This window comes from Pseudomonas sp. NFACC14 (assembly GCF_900106885.1).
Lineage (GTDB): Bacteria > Pseudomonadota > Gammaproteobacteria > Pseudomonadales > Pseudomonadaceae > Aquipseudomonas > Aquipseudomonas fluorescens_AA.
Map to the genome: position 1 here is coordinate 210,819 of NZ_FNOA01000010.1, position 20,738 is coordinate 231,556.

General features: G+C 61.5%; 17 protein-coding genes. 15 read left to right on the forward strand and 2 right to left on the reverse strand.

The features are described 5' to 3' along the window. Positions 1 to 36 precede the first annotated feature (36 nt). The 14 genes from BLU85_RS17115 to mdoH all read left to right on the forward strand — a co-directional run bounded on the left by BLU85_RS17115 (position 37) and on the right by mdoH (position 18,195). Positions 37 to 1,503, forward strand: coding sequence for a purine-cytosine permease family protein (locus BLU85_RS17115; protein WP_092201130.1), 1,467 nt, complete (start codon positions 37 to 39; stop codon positions 1,501 to 1,503). A 70-nt stretch (positions 1,504 to 1,573) separates the two neighbouring features. Continuing rightward, on the forward strand, positions 1,574 to 2,542 hold the full coding sequence (locus BLU85_RS17120; RefSeq protein ID WP_092201128.1) for an ABC transporter substrate-binding protein: 969 nt from the start codon (positions 1,574 to 1,576) through the stop codon (positions 2,540 to 2,542). A gap of 71 nt (positions 2,543 to 2,613) precedes the next feature. Beyond that, complete coding sequence (locus tag BLU85_RS17125) at positions 2,614 to 3,465, forward strand: ABC transporter permease (protein WP_003196893.1); 852 nt, start codon at positions 2,614 to 2,616, stop codon at positions 3,463 to 3,465. Next, on the forward strand, positions 3,462 to 4,292 hold the full coding sequence (locus BLU85_RS17130) for a quaternary amine ABC transporter ATP-binding protein (RefSeq protein WP_092201126.1): 831 nt from the start codon (positions 3,462 to 3,464) through the stop codon (positions 4,290 to 4,292). The genes BLU85_RS17125 and BLU85_RS17130 overlap by 4 nt, the downstream gene beginning before the upstream one ends. Positions 4,293 to 4,462: 170 nt before the next feature. Continuing rightward, complete coding sequence (gene hutH, locus BLU85_RS17135) at positions 4,463 to 5,986, forward strand: histidine ammonia-lyase (RefSeq protein WP_092201124.1); 1,524 nt, start codon at positions 4,463 to 4,465, stop codon at positions 5,984 to 5,986. A 128-nt stretch (positions 5,987 to 6,114) separates the two neighbouring features. Then, positions 6,115 to 7,647: a histidine ammonia-lyase gene (gene hutH, locus BLU85_RS17140; protein ID WP_092201122.1), complete on the forward strand. Its 1,533-nt coding sequence runs from the start codon at positions 6,115 to 6,117 to the stop codon at positions 7,645 to 7,647. 109 nt (positions 7,648 to 7,756) lie between these two features. Next, positions 7,757 to 8,959 (forward strand): imidazolonepropionase, encoded by a 1,203-nt coding sequence (hutI, locus tag BLU85_RS17145; RefSeq protein ID WP_092201120.1) that lies wholly within the window; start codon positions 7,757 to 7,759, stop codon positions 8,957 to 8,959. Positions 8,960 to 8,970: 11 nt separating this feature from the next. After that, entirely contained in the window at positions 8,971 to 9,774 is an 804-nt protein-coding gene (gene hutG / locus BLU85_RS17150; RefSeq protein WP_092201396.1) for an N-formylglutamate deformylase, read from the forward strand. A 250-nt stretch (positions 9,775 to 10,024) separates the two neighbouring features. Continuing rightward, a complete protein-coding gene (locus BLU85_RS17155) occupies positions 10,025 to 10,972 on the forward strand; it encodes a choline ABC transporter substrate-binding protein (RefSeq protein ID WP_092201118.1) in 948 nt (315 codons plus the stop codon). A 144-nt stretch (positions 10,973 to 11,116) separates the two neighbouring features. Next, on the forward strand, positions 11,117 to 12,028 hold the full coding sequence (locus BLU85_RS17160; RefSeq protein WP_256572860.1) for an alpha/beta hydrolase: 912 nt from the start codon (positions 11,117 to 11,119) through the stop codon (positions 12,026 to 12,028). 105 nt (positions 12,029 to 12,133) lie between these two features. Then, on the forward strand, positions 12,134 to 13,105 hold the full coding sequence (gene pip, locus BLU85_RS17165; protein WP_003196909.1) for a prolyl aminopeptidase: 972 nt from the start codon (positions 12,134 to 12,136) through the stop codon (positions 13,103 to 13,105). Continuing rightward, positions 13,102 to 13,539 (forward strand): D-aminoacyl-tRNA deacylase, encoded by a 438-nt coding sequence (gene dtd / locus BLU85_RS17170; protein WP_092201114.1) that lies wholly within the window; start codon positions 13,102 to 13,104, stop codon positions 13,537 to 13,539. Before pip ends, dtd begins: the two co-directional genes overlap by 4 nt. Positions 13,540 to 13,859: 320 nt before the next feature. After that, on the forward strand, positions 13,860 to 15,632 hold the full coding sequence (locus BLU85_RS17175; protein WP_092201394.1) for a glucan biosynthesis protein G: 1,773 nt from the start codon (positions 13,860 to 13,862) through the stop codon (positions 15,630 to 15,632). Further along, a complete protein-coding gene (gene mdoH / locus BLU85_RS17180; protein ID WP_092201112.1) occupies positions 15,625 to 18,195 on the forward strand; it encodes a glucans biosynthesis glucosyltransferase MdoH in 2,571 nt (856 codons plus the stop codon). Before BLU85_RS17175 ends, mdoH begins: the two co-directional genes overlap by 8 nt. A gap of 91 nt (positions 18,196 to 18,286) precedes the next feature. On the opposite strand, the gene BLU85_RS17185 is transcribed toward mdoH, so the two are convergent. Then, positions 18,287 to 18,715: a CgnE/CgnB domain-containing protein gene (locus BLU85_RS17185; protein ID WP_139207943.1), complete on the reverse strand. Its 429-nt coding sequence runs from the start codon at positions 18,713 to 18,715 to the stop codon at positions 18,287 to 18,289. A gap of 102 nt (positions 18,716 to 18,817) precedes the next feature. On the opposite strand from BLU85_RS17185, the gene BLU85_RS17190 reads away from it, so the two are divergent. Further along, positions 18,818 to 19,789, forward strand: a complete 972-nt coding sequence (locus BLU85_RS17190; protein WP_256572859.1) for a PheS-related mystery ligase SrmL — start codon at positions 18,818 to 18,820, stop codon at positions 19,787 to 19,789. Positions 19,790 to 19,914: 125 nt separating this feature from the next. On the opposite strand, the gene BLU85_RS17195 is transcribed toward BLU85_RS17190, so the two are convergent. Continuing rightward, a complete protein-coding gene (locus BLU85_RS17195) occupies positions 19,915 to 20,256 on the reverse strand; it encodes a DUF6124 family protein (protein WP_092201106.1) in 342 nt (113 codons plus the stop codon). Positions 20,257 to 20,738 lie beyond the last annotated feature (482 nt).

The window sequence follows — 20,738 nt, forward strand, 5'->3', positions numbered from 1 at the left end:
AGCGTCACCCCCAGAACAATCCACAGAGGTTGAACCATGGCTGTCACCAGCACACGCGCAAGCAGCAAGCCGTTGATCGAGAAGCGCTCGATCGACTACATCCCGGAAGCGGAGAGACACGGTCGGCTGTTGAGCCAGTTCACCCTCTGGATGGGGGCCAACCTGCAAATCACTGCCATTGTCACCGGTGCATTGGCGGTGGTGCTGGGCGGTGATGTGTTCTGGTCGTTGATCGGTTTGCTGATCGGCCAAGTGCTCGGCGGTGGGGTCATGGCCTTGCATGCCGCGCAAGGGCCCAAGCTTGGCTTGCCGCAGATGATCTCCAGCCGGGTGCAGTTCGGTGTGTATGGCGCGGCCATCCCGATCGTGCTGGTGTGCCTGATGTACCTGGGTTTCACCGCGACGGGAACCGTGCTTTCCGGCCAGGCGCTGGGGCAGTTGTTCAGCGTCAGCGACAGTGCCGGTATCCTCATTTTCGCCAGCGTCATCGTGCTGGTCACGGTGCTCGGTTATCGGGTGATTCACTTCATCGGCCGGGTCGCCAGCGTCATTGGCGTCATTGCCTTTGTCTACCTGTTCGCTCGTCTGATCAGCCAGACGGACGTTGGCGCACTCCTGCAAATCCGCCATTTCAGCTGGAGCAGTTTCCTGCTGGCGGTGTCGCTCGCGGCCTCCTGGCAGATCGCCTTCGGCCCCTACGTGGCTGACTATTCGCGTTACCTGCCGAGCAAGACGTCCTCGGTGAAAACCTTTTTCGCCGCAGGCGCCGGTTCGGTCATCGGCGCGCAGGTGGCGATGATCCTCGGCGTGTTTGCCGCCGCCTCGGCCAACGGGCAGTTCGCCGGTCACGAAGTGGCTTACATCGTGGGCCTGGGGGGCACCGGCGCCACCGCTGCGCTGCTGTACTTCAGCATCGCGTTCGGCAAGGTCACCATCTCCACGCTGAACTCCTACGGCAGCTTCATGTGCATGGCCACCATCATCAGCGGTTTCCGTGGCCACCTGAACGTCACGCGCTTGCAGCGCCTGGTCTTCGTGCTGGTCATCGTCGGCGCCGCGACCCTGATCGCGCTATTGGGCCAGCACTCGTTCCTCGGTGCGTTCAAGTCTTTCATCCTGTTCTTGCTGGCGTTCTTTACGCCTTGGAGCGCGATCAACCTGGTGGACTACTACTGCATCACGCGCGAGCGCTATGACGTGCCGGCACTGGCCGATCCGAACGGCCGCTACGGTCGTTGGAACGCCTTGGGTATCAGCGTCTATGTCTTCGGCGTACTGGTTCAATTGCCGTTCATCGCCACCAAGTTCTATACCGGTCCGCTGGTGGGAGCCATGGGCGGTGTGGATATCTCCTGGATCATCGGCCTGGTGGTCCCGGCGGCGCTGTACTACGTCCTCGCCAGGAAGTGGCACAGCGCAGTACCCGATCAATTGATCCTGCCGCTCGAGCAGGACGCGGTTGACGCACAACCGAGCAGGGCGGGCCGCATTCAAGCGGCCTGATGGGACGTTGACAGGGCTGGATGCCTCTTGACTGCCGTAAGCCAATCCAACTGATTAGGAGCGTCACATAATGAAGTCGAACAAGACCCTGCTGACCACATTGCTTTCCATGGGCCTGTTGGCCAGCGCCGGCGCCTCGCAAGCGGCGGGTTGGTGCGAGTCGGGCAAACCGGTGAAGTTCGCCGGTCTGAACTGGGAAAGCGCCATGCTGTTGACCGACGTCCTGCAAGTGGTGCTGGAAAAAGGCTACGGCTGCAAGACCGACAGCCTGCCGGGCAACTCCATCACCATGGAGAACGCCCTGAGCAGCAACGACATCCAGGTGTTCGCCGAAGAGTGGGTCGGCCGCAGCGAGGTGTGGAACAAGGCCGAGAAGGCCGGCAAGGTGGTCGGCGTCGGCGCGCCGGTGGTGGGCGCCATCGAAGGCTGGTACGTGCCACGCTACGTGGTTGAAGGCGACGCCAAGCGCAAGCTTGAAGCCAAGGCGCCGGGCCTGAAGAACATCGCTGACCTGGGCCAGTACGCCGCCGTGTTCAAGGATCCGGAAGAGCCGTCCAAGGGCCGTTTCTACAACTGCCCGGCCGGTTGGACCTGTGAACTGGACAACAGCGAAATGCTGAAAAGCTACGGCTTGGAAAAAACCTACACTAACTTCCGTCCAGGCACCGGCCCGGCGCTGGATGCGGCGGTGCTGTCGAGCTACAAGCGTGGCGAGCCGATCCTGTTCTACTACTGGTCGCCAACGCCGCTGATGGGCCAGGTGGACCTGGTGAAACTGGAAGAAAAACCCGGCGTGGATAAAAGCGTGAGCATCAAGGTCGGCCTGTCCAAGACCTTCCACGACGAAGCCCCGGAACTGGTGGCGGTGCTGGAAAAGGTCAACCTGCCGATCGATATCCTGAACCAGAACCTCGGGCGCATGGCCAAAGATCGGATCGAGTCGCCGAAACTGGCGAAGATCTTCCTGAAGGAACATCCTGAAGTCTGGCATGCCTGGGTCAGTGCAGACGCTGCCAAGAAAATCGACGCGGCTCTGTAGGTCGAATCTTTCCCGGCCAACCGTGGGGCTGGCCGGGACGTTCACCGCATCCACTTGATCGAGAGTCTCTTATGTTTCCCGAAAGCTTTACCTTCTCCATCGCCGATTGGGTCAACGGTTGGGTCGACTCCCTGGTGACCAACTATGGCGATGTGTTCCGGCACATCTCCGACACCCTGCTGTGGGCCATCGTCAACCTCGAAGGCCTGTTGCGCATGGCGCCCTGGTGGCTGATGCTGGCCATCGTCGGCGGCATTGCCTGGCACGCCACCCGCAAGGTCGTGGCCACGGCAGTCATCGTCGGCCTGTTGTTCCTGGTGGGTGCGGTAGGCCTGTGGGACAAGCTGATGCAGACCCTCGCCCTGATGCTGGTGGCGACGCTGATCTCGGTGTTGATCGGCATTCCCCTGGGCATTCTTTCGGCGCGCAGCAACCGCCTGCGTTCGGTGCTGATGCCGTTGCTGGACATCATGCAGACCATGCCGAGCTTCGTGTACCTGATTCCGGTGTTGATGCTGTTCGGCCTGGGCAAGGTCCCGGCGATTTTCGCCACGGTGATCTATGCCGCGCCGCCATTGATCCGCCTGACCGACCTGGGCATCCGCCAGGTGGACGGCGAAGTGATGGAAGCCATCAACGCCTTCGGCGCCAACCGCTGGCAGCAGCTGTTCGGCGTACAACTGCCCCTGGCCCTGCCGAGCATCATGGCCGGGATCAACCAGACCACCATGATGGCCCTGTCGATGGTGGTCATCGCCTCGATGATCGGTGCCCGTGGCCTGGGTGAAGACGTGCTGGTGGGCATCCAGACCCTCAACGTCGGCCGTGGCCTGGAAGCCGGGTTGGCCATCGTGATTCTCGCCGTGGTCATCGACCGCATTACCCAGGCCTATGGTCGTCCTCGGCATGAGGTGAGCAAATGAGCAACGCAGCCATCAGCAAGATCGAAGTCAAGAACGTCTTCAAGATTTTCGGCAATCGCTCCAAGGAAGCCCTGGCGCTGATCCACCAGAACAAGACCAAGGACCAGGTGCTGGCCGAGACCGGTTGCGTAGTCGGCGTGAACGACTTGTCGCTGAGCATCGGCACCGGCGAGATCTTCGTGATCATGGGCCTGTCGGGTTCTGGCAAGTCCACCCTGGTGCGCCACTTCAATCGGCTGATCGACCCCACCAGCGGCGCGATCCTGGTGGACGGCGAAGACATCCTGCAGCTGGACATGGACGCCCTGCGCGAATTTCGCCGGCACAAGATCAGCATGGTGTTCCAGAGCTTCGGCCTGCTGCCCCACAAGAGCGTGCTGGACAACGTCGCCTATGGCTTGAAAGTGCGTGGCGAGAGCAAGCAGGTGTGCACCGAGCGGGCGCAGCACTGGATCGACACCGTGGGCCTGAAGGGCTACGAGAACAAATACCCGCACCAGCTCTCCGGTGGCATGCGCCAGCGCGTCGGCCTGGCCCGGGCCTTGGCGGCGGACACCGATATCATCCTGATGGACGAAGCCTTCAGCGCCCTCGACCCGCTGATCCGTGCGGAAATGCAGGACCAGTTGCTGGAGCTGCAAAAGACCCTGCACAAGACCATCGTCTTCATCACCCACGACCTCGACGAGGCCGTGCGCATCGGCAACCGCATTGCGATCCTCAAGGATGGCAAGCTGATCCAGGTCGGCACGCCGCGGGAGATCCTGCACTCGCCGGCGGATGAATATGTCGATCGGTTCGTGCAGCGCAGGGCTGCGGTGGTTTGAAGGGTTTGTGGTGGCAGGGCTGGCCTCATCGCGAGCAAGCTCGCTCCCACAATGGGATCTCTTTTGCCCGCACATTTTGTGTCCAAAGGAAATCCCTTTGGGAGCGAGCTTGCTCGCGATAGGACCGGCCCAGCTGCATCAATATTCAAGTTGTACAGACGAGGTTGAGGATGTCCCAGGCTGAAAAAATCGTAATCACCGGTGCTCCGTTACGCTGGCAGGACGTCGTCGCCGTCGCCCGCTTCGGTGCCGAGCTCGAGTTGTCGGCCCAGACCTGGGCGCGGATCGACAATGCCCAGGCCATCGTCCAGCGCATCGTCGAAAGTGGCGAGCGCGCCTACGGTGTCAACACCGGCCTGGGGGCCTTGTGCAATGTCTCGCTCAAGGACGAACAGCTCAGCCAACTGTCACGCAATACCCTGCTCAGCCATGCCTGTGGCGTCGGCGCGCCGCTGACGGATGAACAGACCCGGGCGATCCTCTGCGCCGCCATCCTCAACTACAGCCAGGGCAAATCCGGCATCCATCGTCGGGTGGTCGAGGCGTTGCTCGCACTGCTCAATCGCGGCATCACGCCGCAAGTGCCATCCCAGGGTTCGGTGGGTTACCTGACCCACATGGCCCACATCGGCATCGCGCTGCTGGGGGTTGGTCAGGTCAGCTATCGCGGACAAATAGTCCCGGCGCAACAGGCCTTGGCCGCCGAGGGGTTGCAACCGGTGCAACTGGGGGCCAAGGACGGTCTGTGCCTGGTCAACGGCACGCCGTGCATGACCGGCCTCAGTTGCCTGGCCCTGGCCGATGCGACGCGGCTGGTGCAATGGGCCGATGTGATCGGCGCCATGAGCTTCGAGGCCCAGCGTGGCCAGATTGCCGCGTTCGATGCCGAGATCATCGCCCTCAAGCCGCACCCGGGCATGCAGCAGGTCGGGAGCAATTTGCGGGCCTTGCTCGACGGCAGCGAGGTCATCGCCGCGAGCCTGGGCATTCGCACCCAGGATGCCTTGAGCATCCGCTCGATTCCCCAAGTGCACGGCGCGGCTCGCGATCAGTTGGCCCACGCCCGGCAACAGATCGAAACCGAACTCAACGCAGTCACCGATAACCCGCTGTTGCTGGGTACGCCGGAAAACTTCCGGGTCATGTCCCAGGCCAATCCCCACGGCCAATCGGTGGCCTTGGCGGCGGATCTGCTGGCGATTGCCATGGCCGAAATCGGCTCCATCGCCGAGCGTCGCCTCGACCGCCTGATCAACCCCCACGTCAGCGGCCTGCCAGCCTTCCTGGTGGCCAATCCCGGCGTGAACTCGGGGATGATGATCGTGCAATACGTCGCCGCGTCGCTGTGCGCGGAGAACAAGCAACTGGCGCAACCGGCGGTGCTGGACAATTTCGTCACCTCCGGTTTGCAGGAAGACCACCTGAGCATGGGCACCAACGCCGCCCTGAAGCTGCACCGGGCCCTGGAAAACTGCACGCAGATCCTCGCCATCGAATACCTGCTGGCGGCCCAGGCCTTTGAGTTTCTCAAGGCCCAGCGTTTCGGCGTCGGTACCGACATCGCCTGGAAACTGCTGCGCGAGCGCGTGCCGGCCTACGATCAGGACCGCTGGCTGGCGCCGGACATCGCCAGTGCCGCCGGGTTGCTCAAGGATCCCTTTGTGCTGCACAACGCTTTACCTGATTTGAATTGATCGAAAAGCGCCAGCGTGCCAAGACACCCATTGCCCACAAGGCATCGCCCAAAGCGAAGGTGACGGATAACGGAACATTCCGGAGCGACTGGCGGGTGAAAAAACAAAACTCTCAAAAGGAGCAATACATGACTGCCTTAAACCTGATTCCCGGCCAATTGAGCCTGGCTCAATTGCGTGACATCTATCAGCAACCGGTGACCTTGAGCCTCGACGCCAGTGCCTCGGCGCAGATCGAGGCCAGCGTCGCCTGCGTGGAACAGATCCTCGCCGAGAACCGCACCGCCTACGGCATCAACACCGGTTTTGGCTTGCTGGCCTCGACCCGCATCGCCAGCGAGGACCTGGAAAACCTGCAGCGCTCCCTGGTGCTGTCCCATGCCGCCGGCGTGGGCGAGCCGATCAGCGATGCGCTGGTACGCTTGGTCATGGTGCTCAAGGTCAACAGCCTGAGCCGGGGTTTTTCCGGCATCCGTCGGCAGGTGATCGATGCGCTGATTGCGCTGATCAATGCCGAGGTCTACCCGCACATTCCGCTCAAGGGGTCGGTCGGTGCGTCCGGTGACCTGGCGCCGCTGGCCCACATGTCCCTGGTGCTGCTGGGTGAAGGCAAGGCCCGCTACAAGGGCGAATGGCTGCCGGCCGTCGAGGCGCTGAAAATCGCCGGTCTCGCGCCGTTGACCCTGGCCGCCAAGGAAGGCCTGGCGCTGCTCAACGGCACCCAGGTCTCCACTGCGTTTGCCCTGCGTGGCCTGTTCGAAGGCGAAGACCTGTTTGCCGGTGCCCTGGCCCTGGGCAGCCTGACGGTGGAAGCGGTACTCGGTTCGCGCTCGCCGTTCGACGCGCGCATCCATGCCGCTCGCGGCCAGAAAGGCCAGATCGATGCTGCCGCCGCTTACCGCGATCTGCTGGGCGAGCGCAGCGAAGTCTCCGACTCGCACCAGAACTGCGACAAGGTCCAGGACCCGTATTCCCTGCGTTGCCAACCGCAAGTGATGGGCGCCTGCCTGACCCAGTTCCGCCAGGCCGCCGAAGTGCTGGTGATCGAAGCCAACGCCGTGTCGGATAACCCGCTGGTGTTCGCCGCCGAGGGTGACGTGATTTCCGGGGGCAACTTCCACGCCGAACCGGTGGCGATGGCCGCCGACAACATGGCCTTGGCGATTGCCGAAATCGGCTCCCTGAGCGAACGGCGGATTTCGTTGATGATGGACAAGCACATGTCGCAGTTGCCGCCGTTCCTGGTGGCCAATGGCGGGGTGAACTCCGGCTTCATGATCGCCCAGGTCACCGCGGCGGCCCTGGCCAGTGAAAACAAGGCGCTGTCCCACCCCCATTCGGTGGACAGCCTGCCGACCTCGGCCAACCAGGAAGACCACGTCTCCATGGCCCCGGCCGCCGGCAAGCGCCTCTGGGAAATGGCCGAGAACACCCGTGGGATTCTGGCCGTGGAATGGCTCGCGGCATGCCAGGGGCTGGACCTGCGCGGCGGTTTGAAGACCTCTTCCAAACTGGAGCGGGCCCGTGGTCTGTTGCGTGCAGAAGTGCCGTTTTATGAGAAGGATCGGTTCTTTGCGCCGGACATCAATGCCGCCACTGAGTTGCTGGCGAGTCGGTGCCTGAACGAATTGGTCACGGCGCAGTTGTTGCCGAGCCTGTAAGGGCCTCATCGCGAGCGAGCTCGCTTCCACACGGTTTCTGATGCACTCAAAACCCCTGTGGGAGTGAGCTTGCTCGCGATTCGATTTTGAACGCGACGAGGAAACCGGGATGAAAACCCTCTGGCAAAACTGCCACGCCGCCACCATGGCCCAGGGCGTCTACTCGATCATCGAAGACGCCGCCATCGTCACTCAGGGCGAGCACATTCAATGGATCGGCCCGCGTGCCGAATTGCCGATGGGGGACTACCCGGCGGTCAACGACCTCAAGGGCGCCTGGGTCACGCCGGGGTTGATCGACTGCCACACCCACACGGTATTTGGCGGCAACCGCAGCGGTGAGTTCGAACAGCGCCTGCAAGGCGTCAGCTACGCCGAAATCGCGGCGGCCGGCGGTGGCATCGCCAGTACCGTGCGCGCCACCCGCGCCGCCAGTGAAGACGAACTGTTCGCCAGCGCCGCAAAACGCCTGAAAAGCCTGATGCGCGACGGCGTGACCACGGTAGAGATCAAGTCCGGCTACGGCCTGGACCTGGCCAGCGAACGCAAGATCCTGCGGGTCATCCGTCGCCTCGGTGACGCATTGCCGGTCAGTGTGCGCAGTACGTGCCTGGCGGCCCACGCCTTGCCGCCGGAGTACAAGGATCGCGCCGATGACTACATCGAACACATCTGCACCGAGATGCTGCCTGCCCTGGCGGCCGAGGGGTTGGTGGACGCGGTGGATGCCTTTTGCGAATACCTGGCGTTTTCCCCGGCGCAGGTCGAGCGGGTGTTCATCACCGCGCGACAACTGGGCCTGCCGGTGAAGCTGCATGCCGAACAGTTGTCGTCTCTGCACGGTTCCAGCCTGGCGGCGCGTTACCAGGCGCTGTCGGCCGATCACCTGGAGTTCATGACCGAGGACGACGCCAAGGCCATGGCCGCTTCCGGCACCGTGGCGGTATTGCTACCGGGGGCGTTTTATTTCCTGCGGGAAACCCAACTGCCGCCCATGGACGCCTTGCGCAAGCACGGTGTGAAGATCGCCGTGGCCAGCGACCTCAACCCCGGCACCTCGCCGGCGCTGTCGCTGCGCTTGATGTTGAACATGGCGTGCACCTGTTTCCGCATGACCCCGGAAGAAGCCCTGGCAGGGGCGACGATTCATGCGGCCCAGGCCTTGGGCATGGCCGCCACCCACGGTTCCCTGGAAGTCGGCAAGGTCGCGGATTTTGTCGCCTGGCACATCGACCGCCCGGCCGACCTGGCGTACTGGCTCGGTGGCGATCTGGAAAAACGCGTCGTGCGTCACGGCGCGGAAATCGATTGAGGAGAATGGTTGTGGAGAAGGTCCTGAATTTCAAGCAAGGGCGCGTGCCGCTGTTGGTCAGCATGCCCCACGCCGGCCTGCGCCTGACCCCGGCGGTGAAGGCCGGGTTGATTCCCGAAGCCCAGAGCCTGCCGGACACCGACTGGCACATTCCCAAGCTCTATGAGTTCGCCAATGAGTTGGGCGCCAGCACCCTGGCCGCCGAGTATTCACGGTTCGTCGTCGACCTGAATCGCCCTTCCGATGACACACCGATGTATGTCGGCGCCACCACCGGTTTGTACCCGACGACGCTGTTCGATGGCGTGCCGTTGTTTCGCGAAGGGCTGGAACCGTCGGCCGAGGAGCGGGCGACGTATCTGCAGCAAGTCTGGATGCCTTACCACCAAGCGCTGCGGCAGGAACTGGCGCGGCTCAAGGACGAGTTCGGCTACGCCTTGCTGTTCGACGCCCACTCGATCCGTTCGGTGATCCCGCACCTGTTCGACGGCAAGCTGCCGGACTTCAACCTTGGTACGTTCAACGGTGCCAGTTGCGACCCGACCCTGGCCAGCCAGCTCGAAGCCATCTGCGCCCGCCACGGCCAGTTCACTCATGTGCTCAACGGGCGTTTCAAGGGCGGACACATCACGCGGCACTACGGCAACCCGGCCGAAGACATCCACGCGGTGCAACTGGAACTGTGCCAGAGCACCTACATGGAAGAATTCGAACCGTTCAACTACCGCCCGGATCTGGCGGCGCCGACCCAGGTGGTGCTCAAGGAATTGCTGGAAGGTTTCCTGGCGTGGGGACAGCAGGCTTACAAGAAATAAACACCACGCGGCTCCCCGCTGGACTGTAGGAGCTGACGAGTGCAACGAGGCTGCGATCTTTTCATCAGCGCTTGAGTCTCAAGTGAATCAAAAGATCGCAGCCTTCGGCAGCTCCTACAGGTCTAGTCGCCACCGTGCAAAACCGAGTCGCCACAGTTCATCTTGACCCCCTCGACGCTGCGTAATGTTCCGGTCACGGTGCGCGAAGACACCGCCCTATAATAATCCGCTGCCGCACGAGACCCTCGCGATGAAAAGACTGTTCAAACGCTGTCTGTCGTTCCTCTGCGGTACCGTTCTACTCTGCACCGGGGCGATGGCCGCCGAGCCTGCGTCCTGCCAGACCGTCCGCATGGGAGTGGTCAACTGGACCGATGTGATCGCCACCAGCGGCATGGCCGACGTACTGCTCACTGGCCTGGGCTACGACAGCAAGCAGACCAGCGCCGTGCAACAGATCATCTTCGCCGGCATCCGCGACAAGCGGCTCGACATCTTCCTGGGGTATTGGAAGCCGGCGATGGACAAGAACATCGCCCCGTTCCTGGCGGCCAACCAGGTGAAGGTACTGGACAAACCAAGCCTGGCTGACGCCCAGGCCACATTGGCCGTACCGGATTACGTGGCGGCGGCGGGGCTCAAGACCTTTGCCGACATCGCCCGGTTCAAGGATCAGCTTGGCGGCAAGATCTACGGCATCGAGCCGGGCAGCGGTGCCAACACCACCATCAAGACCATGATCGAGACCAACCACTTCGGCCTCAAGGACTTCAAGCTGATCGAATCCGGTGAAGCAGGCATGTTGGCGGCGGTACAGCGGGCGGTGAACCGCAAGGAGTTCGTGGTCTTCGTCGGCTGGACCCCGCACCCGATGAACATCAACATGAACATCACCTACCTGACCGGCAGCGAGGACGTCTATGGTCCGAACGAAGGCGCCGCGACCGTGTCCACCGTGACCGCGCCGGACTACGCCCAGCGTTGCCCGAATGTGAGCCGGCTGTTGGAAAACCTCACCTTCACCGCTGCCCAGGAGAGTCAGTTGATGGTGCCGATCATGGAGCGCAAGACACCTCAGGACGTCGCCCGCCAATGGCTGCGCGAGCATCCCGAGGATCTTCAGCGCTGGCTGGCGGGTGTCACGAGCTTCGATGGCAAGGAGGGCGTGGCGGCGGTGCAGGCCAGTCTCAAGAACTGAGGCAGTTTTCCGGGCACTGATAACCCCTGTGGCGAGGGAGCTTGCTCCCGCTTGAGTGCGCAGCGCTCACAAGATTCTTGGGGCGGCTGCGCCACCCAGCGGGAGCTAGCTCCCTCGCCACAAAAGCCTTCGAGCCACACCACGATGACTTACCCACTCTCCCAGGCAATGTCAGCCTTCATCGACAAAACCCTGAGCTTCACCAGCCCGGACGACAGCCTCGCCGGTTCGCGCCAGGCCTACAGCCAGATGTGCCGGGCGTTCACTGCGCCTTGCCCGCCGACGCTGGCCATCGAGGATTTCGAACTGGCCGGCGTGGCGGTGCGGGCCTATTACCCGCAACGTGCGGCGCCGCTCGCCGGCTGGCCATGCATGCTTTACCTGCACGGTGGCGGTTGGGTCGTGGGGGACCTGGATTCCCATGACTTCATCTGCATGGAACTGGCCGCTGAGTTGGGCGCGTTGGTGGTGGCGGTGGATTACCGGCTGGCCCCGGAGCATCCGTTTCCGGCCGGTTTTGAAGATTGCCTCGCGGTGTGGCGCCACTTGGCGGACATTCCGTTTGCCATCGACCCCCGTCGCCGGCTGGTGGTCGGTGACAGCGCCGGCGGCAATCTCGCCGCCGCGTTATGCCTGGCCTTGCGCGATGCCGGGCAACCGTTGCCCCGGGCCCAGGTCTTGATTTATCCGGCGCTCGGTGGCCCCGCGGATCTGCCGTCGCGTCACGAGTGCTTCGATGCCCCGCTCCTGAGCAGTCGCGACCTGGAGCGCTATGAGGCGCTGTACCTGGGTGTCGCTCGTCCCTCGCCTTATGCCATGCCGTTACTCGCCGACAACCTGGACGGCTTGCCGCCAGCGCTGATTGTCGTCGCGCAATGGGATCCGCTGCGCGACGACGGCGTCCTTTATCGCGAGCGGCTGAACGCCGCAGGGGGGGACGCCGTGCTGTATGTCGGCGACGGGCTGGTCCACGGTTGCCTGCGTGGCCGGGGCCAGGTGCCGGAGGTCGATCGGATGTATCGGGCGCTGCTGGCGTATCTGGCTGACATGCTTTGACTGCGCAGGGGACATGCTCATTAAGGTCATTCGGGTTTATGATGCCGGACGGCAGACTAAATAGAAGTCCCTACAGGGATGACTCGACCCCTTACGGAGCGCGCAATGCAGACTTTGTACCCGCAGATCAAACCCCATGCCCGGCACGATCTGGCTGTCGATGACACCCACACGCTCTATGTCGATGAAAGCGGTTCCCCAGAAGGCCTGCCAGTGGTGTTCATTCACGGCGGCCCGGGTGCCGGCTGCGATGCGCAGAGCCGTCGCTACTTCGATCCGAACCTGTACCGCATCGTCACCTTCGACCAGCGCGGTTGCGGTCGGTCCACCCCCCACGCCAGCCTGGAAAACAACACCACCTGGGATCTGGTCGAAGACCTGGAGCGTATCCGCAAGCATTTGGGTATCGAGAAATGGGTGCTGTTCGGCGGTTCCTGGGGCTCGACCCTGGCCCTGGCATACGCCCAGACTCATCCCGAGCGGGTGCATGGCCTGATCCTGCGTGGGATCTTTCTCTGCCGTCCACAGGAAATCGAGTGGTTCTATCAGGCTGGCGCCAGTCGCCTGTTTCCCGACTACTGGCAGGACTACATCGCACCGATCCCGCTGGACGAGCGCGACGACCTGCTCAGCGCTTTCCACAAGCGCCTGACCGGCAACGACCAGATCGCCCAGATGCACGCGGCCAAGGCCTGGTCCACCTGGGAAGGTCGTACCGCCACCCTGCGTCCGAACCCGCTGGTGGTCGATCGCTTCTCCGAGCCGCAGCGGGCGCTGTCGATCGCCCGGATCGAATGCCACTACTTCACCAACAACGCTTTCCTCGAACCCAACCAGTTGATTCGCGACATGGGCAAGATCGCCCATCTGCCAGGCGTCATCGTGCACGGCCGCTACGACGTCATCTGCCCATTGGACAATGCCTGGGAGCTGCATCAGAACTGGCCCAACAGCGAACTGCAGGTGATCCGCGACGCCGGCCACGCCGCCTCGGAGCCGGGGATTACCGACGCGTTGGTGCGCGCTGCCGCGCAAATGGCCCGACGCCTGCTCGACTTGCCGCCCGAAGAAGCATGAAGGGGCTGTTGCAACGGGTGCGCGGCGCCCGGGTCGAGGTGGCAGGCGAGATCGTCGGGGCCGTGGACCAGGGCTTGCTGGTGCTGGTGGCCGTCGAACCCGGAGATACCCGGGCCAGCGCCGACAAACTTCTGCACAAGCTGCTTAACTATCGAGTGTTCAGCGACGCTGAGGGCAAGATGAACCTGTCCTTGGCGGATGTCGGTGGTGGATTGCTGCTGGTGTCGCAATTCACCCTGGCGGCGGACACCAAGAGCGGTCTGCGCCCGAGTTTTTCCACGGCTGCGCCTCCGGCCCTGGGCGAAGAATTGTTCAACTATTTGTTGAGTCAGGCGAAACAGGTGCATGGCACTGTGGCATCAGGTAGATTCGGCGCCGACATGCAGGTTCATCTGGTCAATGATGGCCCGGTAACCTTCCTGTTACAGTCCTGAAAGCGTTAGAAACATCTTTTCGGTTCTGTTTCGAGGTAAAACGGTGAGTTTTCTCGATAAATACTTTGCTACCCCTGATGCGTTGTCACGCGGGCTACTAGATAATCGCGCGCTACGGGGGATCAGCGTTCGCTGGTCCATTTGACTTAGGTAGAGAGTTGTCCTGGACCGTTTGGGGAATCATTTTGCCCCGTCGGAGTCGGAACAATGCTCGCCAACTTGGCAAGAGTGGTCAGCAGGAGCGGTTTTTCAGCGCCGTTACCGTGCAGATACTTTATCTGGCCGTTGGTTTTTTGATCAGTTTTCGGCGAGGGTTGCTCGTGATTGTTAGTCCCTGTAATGCACCAAAAATGACGGCCAAACGGTTGAGAAGCGCCCTGGTAACGGGCTCGGCCCTGTTGTGCCTGCTCGGCGCGGGCCAACTGTGGGCATTCAGCCTGGATGATGTATCGGCGAAGGCACAAGAATTGGCCGGGCAGAAGTTCGAAGCCCCGCGCAGCAATTTGCCGAACGAATTCCGCGAAATGAAATTCGCCGATTATCAGAAAATTCGTTTCCGCACCGAAAAAGCTGAATGGGCTGACCAGAAGACCCCGTTCCGGCTGTCCTTCTATCACCAGGGCATGCATTTCGACACGCCGGTGAAAATCAACGAAATCACCGCGACCACCGTCGACGAGATCAAGTACGACCCGACGCGTTTCGATTTCGGCGACGTGAAGTTCGATCCCAAGGCCACCGAACAGCTGGGCTACGCCGGTTTCCGCGTGCTGTACCCGATCAACAAGGCCGACAAGCAAGACGAAATCATGACCATGCTGGGCGCGAGTTATTTCCGCGTCATCGGCAAGGGCCAGGTCTACGGCTTGTCCGCTCGTGGCATGGCCATCGACACCGCGCTGCCGTCCGGTGAGGAATTCCCACGCTTTCGCGAGTTCTGGATCCAGCGTCCGAAACCGACCGACAAGCACCTGGTGATCTTCGCCCTGCTGGATTCGCCACGGGCCACTGGCGCCTATCGCCTGACCTTGCGTCCGGGCACCGACACCGTTGTCGACGTGAAATCACGGGTGTTCCTGCGTGATCGGGTCAACAAGCTGGGCATCGCCCCGTTGACCAGCATGTTCCTGTTCGGCGCCAACCAGCCGTCCAAGGTGCTGAACTACCGTCGTGAACTCCATGATTCCAGCGGCCTTTCCATCCATGCCGGCAACGGCGAGTGGATCTGGCGTCCGCTGAACAACCCCAAACACCTGGCCGTGAGCAACTTCTCGGTAGAAAACCCGCGTGGTTTCGGCCTGCTGCAACGTGGTCGTGACTTCAGCCACTACGAAGACCTGGATGACCGTTACGAAAAACGTCCAAGCGCCTGGATCGAACCGAAAGGCGACTGGGGTAAAGGGACTGTCGATCTGGTTGAAATCCCGACCGCCGACGAAACCAACGACAACATCGTTGCGTTCTGGAGCCCGGAAAAACTGCCTGAACCAGGCCAGCCACTGGACTTCGCCTACCGTCTGCACTGGACCCTCGACGAAGCCAACCTGCACTCGCCGGACAGCGCCTGGGTCAAGCAGACCCTGCGTTCGACCGGTGACGTGAAGCAGTCCAACCTGATCCGTCAACCGGACGGCAGCGTGGCCTACCTGGTGGATTTCGAAGGGCCGTCCCTGCAAGCGCTGCCTGAAGAGGCCGAGGTGCGTAGCCAGGTGAGCGTTGGCGACAACGCCGAGATCGTCGAGAACAGCGTGCGCTACAACCCTGAAACCAAGGGCTGGCGCCTGACGCTGCGCCTGAAGATCAAGGACCCGAGCAAAGCGACCGAGATGCGTGCCGCATTGGTCAGGCCGCTTGTCCCTGTCGAGCTGCCAGCCACCACGCATTCCGTGACCACGCTGGCCAAGGCCGACAAGGTCGCCAAGCAGCAGAGCGAAAAAGAGCAAGCCAACGAGCAGGCCGGCGAGCCGAAAGAGGCCAAGGCCGTCAAGTCGTCCGCCGCTGCCGCCGAGCCGACCCCAACCCCACAGGAACCGGAGCAGACTGAACAAGTCCTGACCGAGACCTGGAGCTACCAGTTGCCTGCCGATGAGTAATACGTCCGTACAACCAGAATCTCTGAGTGAGTATCTGGCCCATTTGCCGATGACCGACGAGCAGCGCGCCGAGCTGGCGGGCTGCACGTCATTCAGCGAATTGCACCAGCGCCTGGCTTCTTCGACATTCGACGCACCCAACGAGGCGGCGCAAGCCTCGGTGGGCCGTCGCCTGACGCTGAGCACCGCCGAGGAACTCGAGGACGCCGAAATGCTGGCCCTCGATGCCAACGGCCGGGTGTGCTTGAAGGCGACGCCGCCGATTCGCCGGACCAAGGTCGTGCCGGAACCGTGGCGCACCAATATCCTGGTGCGCGGTTGGCGGCGCCTGACCGGACGTACCAACCCGCCGAAGCCGCCCAAGGATGAGCGCGTGCTGCCTCATGCTCGCTGGCGTACCGTGGGTTCGATCCGCCGCTACATCCTGCTGATCCTGATGCTCGGCCAGACCATCGTTGCCGGTTGGTACATGAAAGGCATCATGCCGTACCAGGGCTGGTCGCTGGTGGATCTGGACGAAGTCTTGCACCAACCGCTGCTGCAGACGGCCACGCAAGTGCTGCCGTATGCGTTGCAGACCAGCATCCTGATTCTGTTCGGGATCCTGTTCTGCTGGGTGTCGGCGGGTTTCTGGACGGCGCTGATGGGCTTTCTCGAATTGCTCACCGGCCATGACAAATACCGCATCTCCGGCGCCAGCGCTGGCAACGAGCCCATTCCCAAGGACGCCCGCACTGCGCTGGTGATGCCGATCTGCAACGAAGACGTGCCGCGGGTATTCGCCGGTTTGCGCGCGACCTTCGAGTCGGTGGCCGCCACCGGCGACCTGGATCGCTTCGACTTCTTCGTGCTCAGCGACAGTAACGAAACCGATATCTGCGTGGCCGAACAGCAGGCCTGGCTGGATGTCTGCCGTGAAACCGGGGGCTTCGGCAAGATCTTCTACCGCCGTCGTCGCCGTCGCGTGAAGCGCAAGAGCGGCAACCTCGACGACTTCTGCCGGCGTTGGGGCAGCGACTACAAGTACATGGTCGTGCTCGACGCGGACTCGGTGATGAGCGGCGAATGCCTGACCAGCCTGGTCCGGCTGATGGAAGCCACGCCGGACGCCGGCATCATCCAGACCGCGCCGCGAGCCTCGGGCATGGACACGCTGTATGCGCGCATGCAGCAGTTCGCCACCCGGGTGTATGGTCCGTTGTTCACTGCCGGTCTGCACTTCTGGCAGTTGGGCGAATCCCATTATTGGGGGCACAACGCGATCATCCGCATGAAGCCGTTCATCGATCACTGCGCCTTGGCGCCGTTGCCGGGTAAAGGCGCGTTCTCCGGCGCGATCCTGTCCCACGACTTCGTCGAAGCCGCGTTGATGCGTCGTGCCGGCTGGGGCGTGTGGATTGCCTATGACCTGCCGGGCAGCTACGAAGAGCTGCCACCGAACCTGCTGGACGAACTCAAGCGTGACCGTCGCTGGTGCCACGGCAACCTGATGAACTTCCGGCTGTTCCTGGTCAAGGGCATGCACCCGGTGCACCGTGCGGTGTTCCTGACCGGCGTGATGTCCTACCTGTCGGCGCCGTTGTGGTTCTTCTTCCTGGTGCTGTCCACCGCGCTGCTGGCGGTGAACACATTGATGGAGCCGCAGTACTTCCTCGAGCCACGCCAGCTTTATCCGTTGTGGCCGCAATGGCATCCAGAGAAGGCCATCGCGCTGTTCTCGACGACCATCGTGCTGCTGTTCCTGCCCAAGCTCTTGAGCATCGTGCTGATATGGGCCAAGGGCGCGAAGGCGTTCGGTGGCAAGTTCAAGGTGACGTTGTCCATGTTGCTGGAGATGCTGTTCTCCATGCTGCTGGCGCCGGTGCGGATGATCTTCCACACCCGCTTCGTGCTCGCCGCTTTCCTGGGCTGGGCCGCGACCTGGAACTCGCCCAAGCGGGACGATGACTCCACGCCATGGAGCGAAGCGGTCAAGCGCCACGGCCCGCAGACTTTGCTGGGCTTCTTCTGGGCCTTGCTGGTGATCTGGTTGAACCCGAGCTTCCTCTGGTGGCTGGTGCCGATCGTGGGTTCGCTGATGCTGTCGATCCCGGTGTCGGTGATCTCCAGCCGCGTGGGCCTGGGTTTGAAGTCCCGTGATGAAAGCCTGTTCCTCATCCCTGAGGAATACGCACCGCCCCAGGAGCTGCTGTCGACTGACCAGTACACCCATGAGAACCGTTGGCATGCCCTGAACGACGGTTTCATCCGGGCGGTGGTCGATCCACAACAGAACGCCTTGGCGTATGCGCTGGCGACCTCGCGTCACGGCAAGGCCGAGCCGATCGAATGGCTGCGGGTCGAACGCGTTCGTCACGCCCTGAAAGTCGGCCCTGCCGGTCTCAGCAATGCCGAGCGGCTGGCCCTGCTGAGCGACCCGGTGGCCTTGTCTCGCCTGCACGAGCAGGTCTGGAGCGAGGCGCATCCCGAATGGCTGGCGGCATGGCGTGAGTCGGTCAAGGCCGACCCTCATGCACCGCTGCTACCGCTACAGCCGGTGAGCGTGCAGCCCCAAGTGGCCTGATCCGCAAAAAGCCCCGCTTCTGAAAGGAAGTGGGGCTTTTTGTTGGCCTGAGGATTTGTACTTGGGACTTCTGGATTTCGAGTGACTAGCGTTATTGAACAACTGGAGTGACATTGACGTCTGGACTGAGGAAGTCAATGTGAAAGCCGCTGGAACCATCCCCGATAGCCAAGTGGACACCGTTGATGCCCTCATTCATTTGAGAGTTCACCTTGTAATCTATGAAGGTCGCTATTTCTTTGTTGACGCCGATGGCGAATTCGGTGAGTCCGAGTCCTCGAGCCCCGGCAGCTAATTTCAATGTTTCGATATGCTCCTCGTTGTCGGCTTGTAAAGACGTGACCTTGTTTTTTACGACTGTCAGAAATCCTCCCGCCTTGGCTACCGAATCTGATAACAGCGCAAGCCTGGCTCGAATGTTGTTGGGTAATTGTGGGTTGGCTTTTCTTAATACCGTTAAGATTCCAGAAATCTTAAGTTTTCCGTTCAAACAGAATGGGCAGCGTTCATGAATATTCATGTGGGCATAGTGCACCTCGAAAAATTCGGCTGCTGAGTGATTGTCGAGGGATTGATTCGTAACGGCTGGCCTCGGGCACGTATTCAGACTGGCCCGCGTATCGTGTCTGCCGAAGAAAACTATGGGCTACTGGGCTATGACCCGGCAGAGATCACCTTGGGCAGTGAACACACGCGCTGGGTGAGCGAACATTCGCTATTGCGCACGCAAACCACCAGCCAGATTCCCGTCGCCCTTCAACTGGCTGCTCAAGAGCGCAAGACGGGGGAAATGATCCTGCTCGCCGCTCCGGGCATCACATTTCGCCGCGACAGTCGGGATAGGTGGCATTGCGCCGAACCGCATCAAATGGATGTTTGGGTTCTGGGCGATCCAGAACTTTCGGATCGTGAGCATCTGTTACGTCTGGTCGGCGATATTCTCGGCGCTGCGATACCCGATAAGCCTTGGGTCTACAGCGACAGCCCGCATCACTACACCGAGGGTGGAATCGAAGTGAATGTATTGAACGACGGCGCCAATGTTGAAGTGCTCGAATGCGGCCTCATCGCCACTTCGCTACTGAGGCGATTAAAAATTGATCCTCGGAGCCATGGTGGACTAGCGTTGGGAATGGGCCTGGATCGGTTGACGATGCTACGCAAGGGCATTCCGGATATCCGTTTGTTGCGAGACTCTAACGAACGAGTGCAGGCTCAAATGCAAGATCTGCGGCCATGGAGCGCCGTTTCGCGCTTGCCTTCGATTTCTCGAGATATTTCGGTGGCGGTGTCTCCTGGATTGAGCGAGGAGGTGCTGACGGAGAGGATGCTTCAGGCGGCCGGGGACTGTTCTGGCTGGATCGAGGAAATGCAGATCAAAGGACGCTGGCTTTCATCGGAATTGCCGCCGCAAGCTATTGAGCGACTTGGCCTCCTGGCCGATCAGGAGAATGTTCTACTGCACGTCGTACTGCGTGATTGTTCTCGGTCAATAACGACTGCGGAGGCCAATGCTTTGTATGAAAGGATTCAGTCGGCGTTGCACGAAGGTGCTCCGGGGGCAGGCTACCGAATGGATTTGACGGTACGTTAATGCACTCGCCAATCGTGCTGGTTCCGTCTCCCAGATAAATCAAAATAGCCCCGCCTCTGAAAGAACGCGGGGCCTTTTGTTGGGCGAGTTTTTATCTGTGGTGCTGAGTTTTGCGGCGATGTTGGTCAGTGCTGCGGGTTGACGTTATCCAATAGTCGATTCGCCAACAAACCACTCAGTTCTATCAGTTGCAGGATGCCGAGGGCAACATGGCGTCGTGAGCCTTTCAGGTCGAACGCAAGGTCGCTGACCATGGCATCGGCTGAGGCCAGGGTTTCGCTGAGGTTGGCCAGCAGGCTTTCGGTGTCGATGCCGTCGACGATGGTGAAGAGCTGGCCTGGCGACGGTTTATTCTCGGATTTGGCCTGTTTGGGGTTCAGGTAGTAATCGAGCGCGCGATCAGAGGCTTCCTGGAGTTTCTTGGGGTCTGTTTCTGGTTCGGGTGGGGTGGGTGTGACCTTGTGCATGGTTGACGCTCCTAGGGTAGTGGAGCCGCCAGATATCGCTGCTAAACGAGAATGGTGGCGACTGTACGCGGGTTAGCAGACCGGGACCCTAGAACCCGGCAGACCCGAAGGTCTCCCACGCACAACCGCCATGGCATAGATGCGCAAGCGCTGAAGCCTGCTCATGCATGTGGAGAGCGTACGTCTAGGATGTCCAGGCTGCTAAACCCGATCGCTGAACTGACAGCGACCCGCAAACGTTAAAGCCCAGGCCCAAGGCGTACAAGCCGGCGGATTCTGGCGTAGTTGTAGGCAATGGCGCAAGGCTCCGTAGCCTTGGGATGACGGATTGTGGGAGTGGGGGTTTTTGTGTGTATATCCGTTATTTGGGTAACGGCTGCTTAGGGTTCCGCCCTTACGGCGGGTCACTTTTGAGAAGCGCAAAAGTAACCAAAACGCTTTATGCCCCACCACTCGGCACCTCGCCTAGGCTCGGTGTGCCC

Bases quoted from the DNA above. Each gene is read 5' to 3' on its own strand.
- BLU85_RS17115 (WP_092201130.1), top strand. From the start codon at position 37: ATGGCTGTCACCAGCACACGCGCAAGCAGCAAGCCGTTGATCGAGAAG.
- BLU85_RS17120 (WP_092201128.1), top strand. From the start codon at position 1,574: ATGAAGTCGAACAAGACCCTGCTGACCACATTGCTTTCCATGGGCCTG.
- BLU85_RS17125 (WP_003196893.1), top strand. From the start codon at position 2,614: ATGTTTCCCGAAAGCTTTACCTTCTCCATCGCCGATTGGGTCAACGGT.
- BLU85_RS17130 (WP_092201126.1), top strand. From the start codon at position 3,462: ATGAGCAACGCAGCCATCAGCAAGATCGAAGTCAAGAACGTCTTCAAG.
- hutH (WP_092201124.1), top strand. From the start codon at position 4,463: ATGTCCCAGGCTGAAAAAATCGTAATCACCGGTGCTCCGTTACGCTGG.
- hutH (WP_092201122.1), top strand. From the start codon at position 6,115: ATGACTGCCTTAAACCTGATTCCCGGCCAATTGAGCCTGGCTCAATTG.
- hutI (WP_092201120.1), top strand. From the start codon at position 7,757: ATGAAAACCCTCTGGCAAAACTGCCACGCCGCCACCATGGCCCAGGGC.
- BLU85_RS17155 (WP_092201118.1), top strand. From the start codon at position 10,025: ATGAAAAGACTGTTCAAACGCTGTCTGTCGTTCCTCTGCGGTACCGTT.
- BLU85_RS17160 (WP_256572860.1), top strand. From the start codon at position 11,117: ATGACTTACCCACTCTCCCAGGCAATGTCAGCCTTCATCGACAAAACC.
- pip (WP_003196909.1), top strand. From the start codon at position 12,134: ATGCAGACTTTGTACCCGCAGATCAAACCCCATGCCCGGCACGATCTG.
- dtd (WP_092201114.1), top strand. From the start codon at position 13,102: ATGAAGGGGCTGTTGCAACGGGTGCGCGGCGCCCGGGTCGAGGTGGCA.
- mdoH (WP_092201112.1), top strand. From the start codon at position 15,625: ATGAGTAATACGTCCGTACAACCAGAATCTCTGAGTGAGTATCTGGCC.
- BLU85_RS17185 (WP_139207943.1), bottom strand. From the start codon at position 18,715: ATGAATATTCATGAACGCTGCCCATTCTGTTTGAACGGAAAACTTAAG.
- BLU85_RS17195 (WP_092201106.1), bottom strand. From the start codon at position 20,256: ATGCACAAGGTCACACCCACCCCACCCGAACCAGAAACAGACCCCAAG.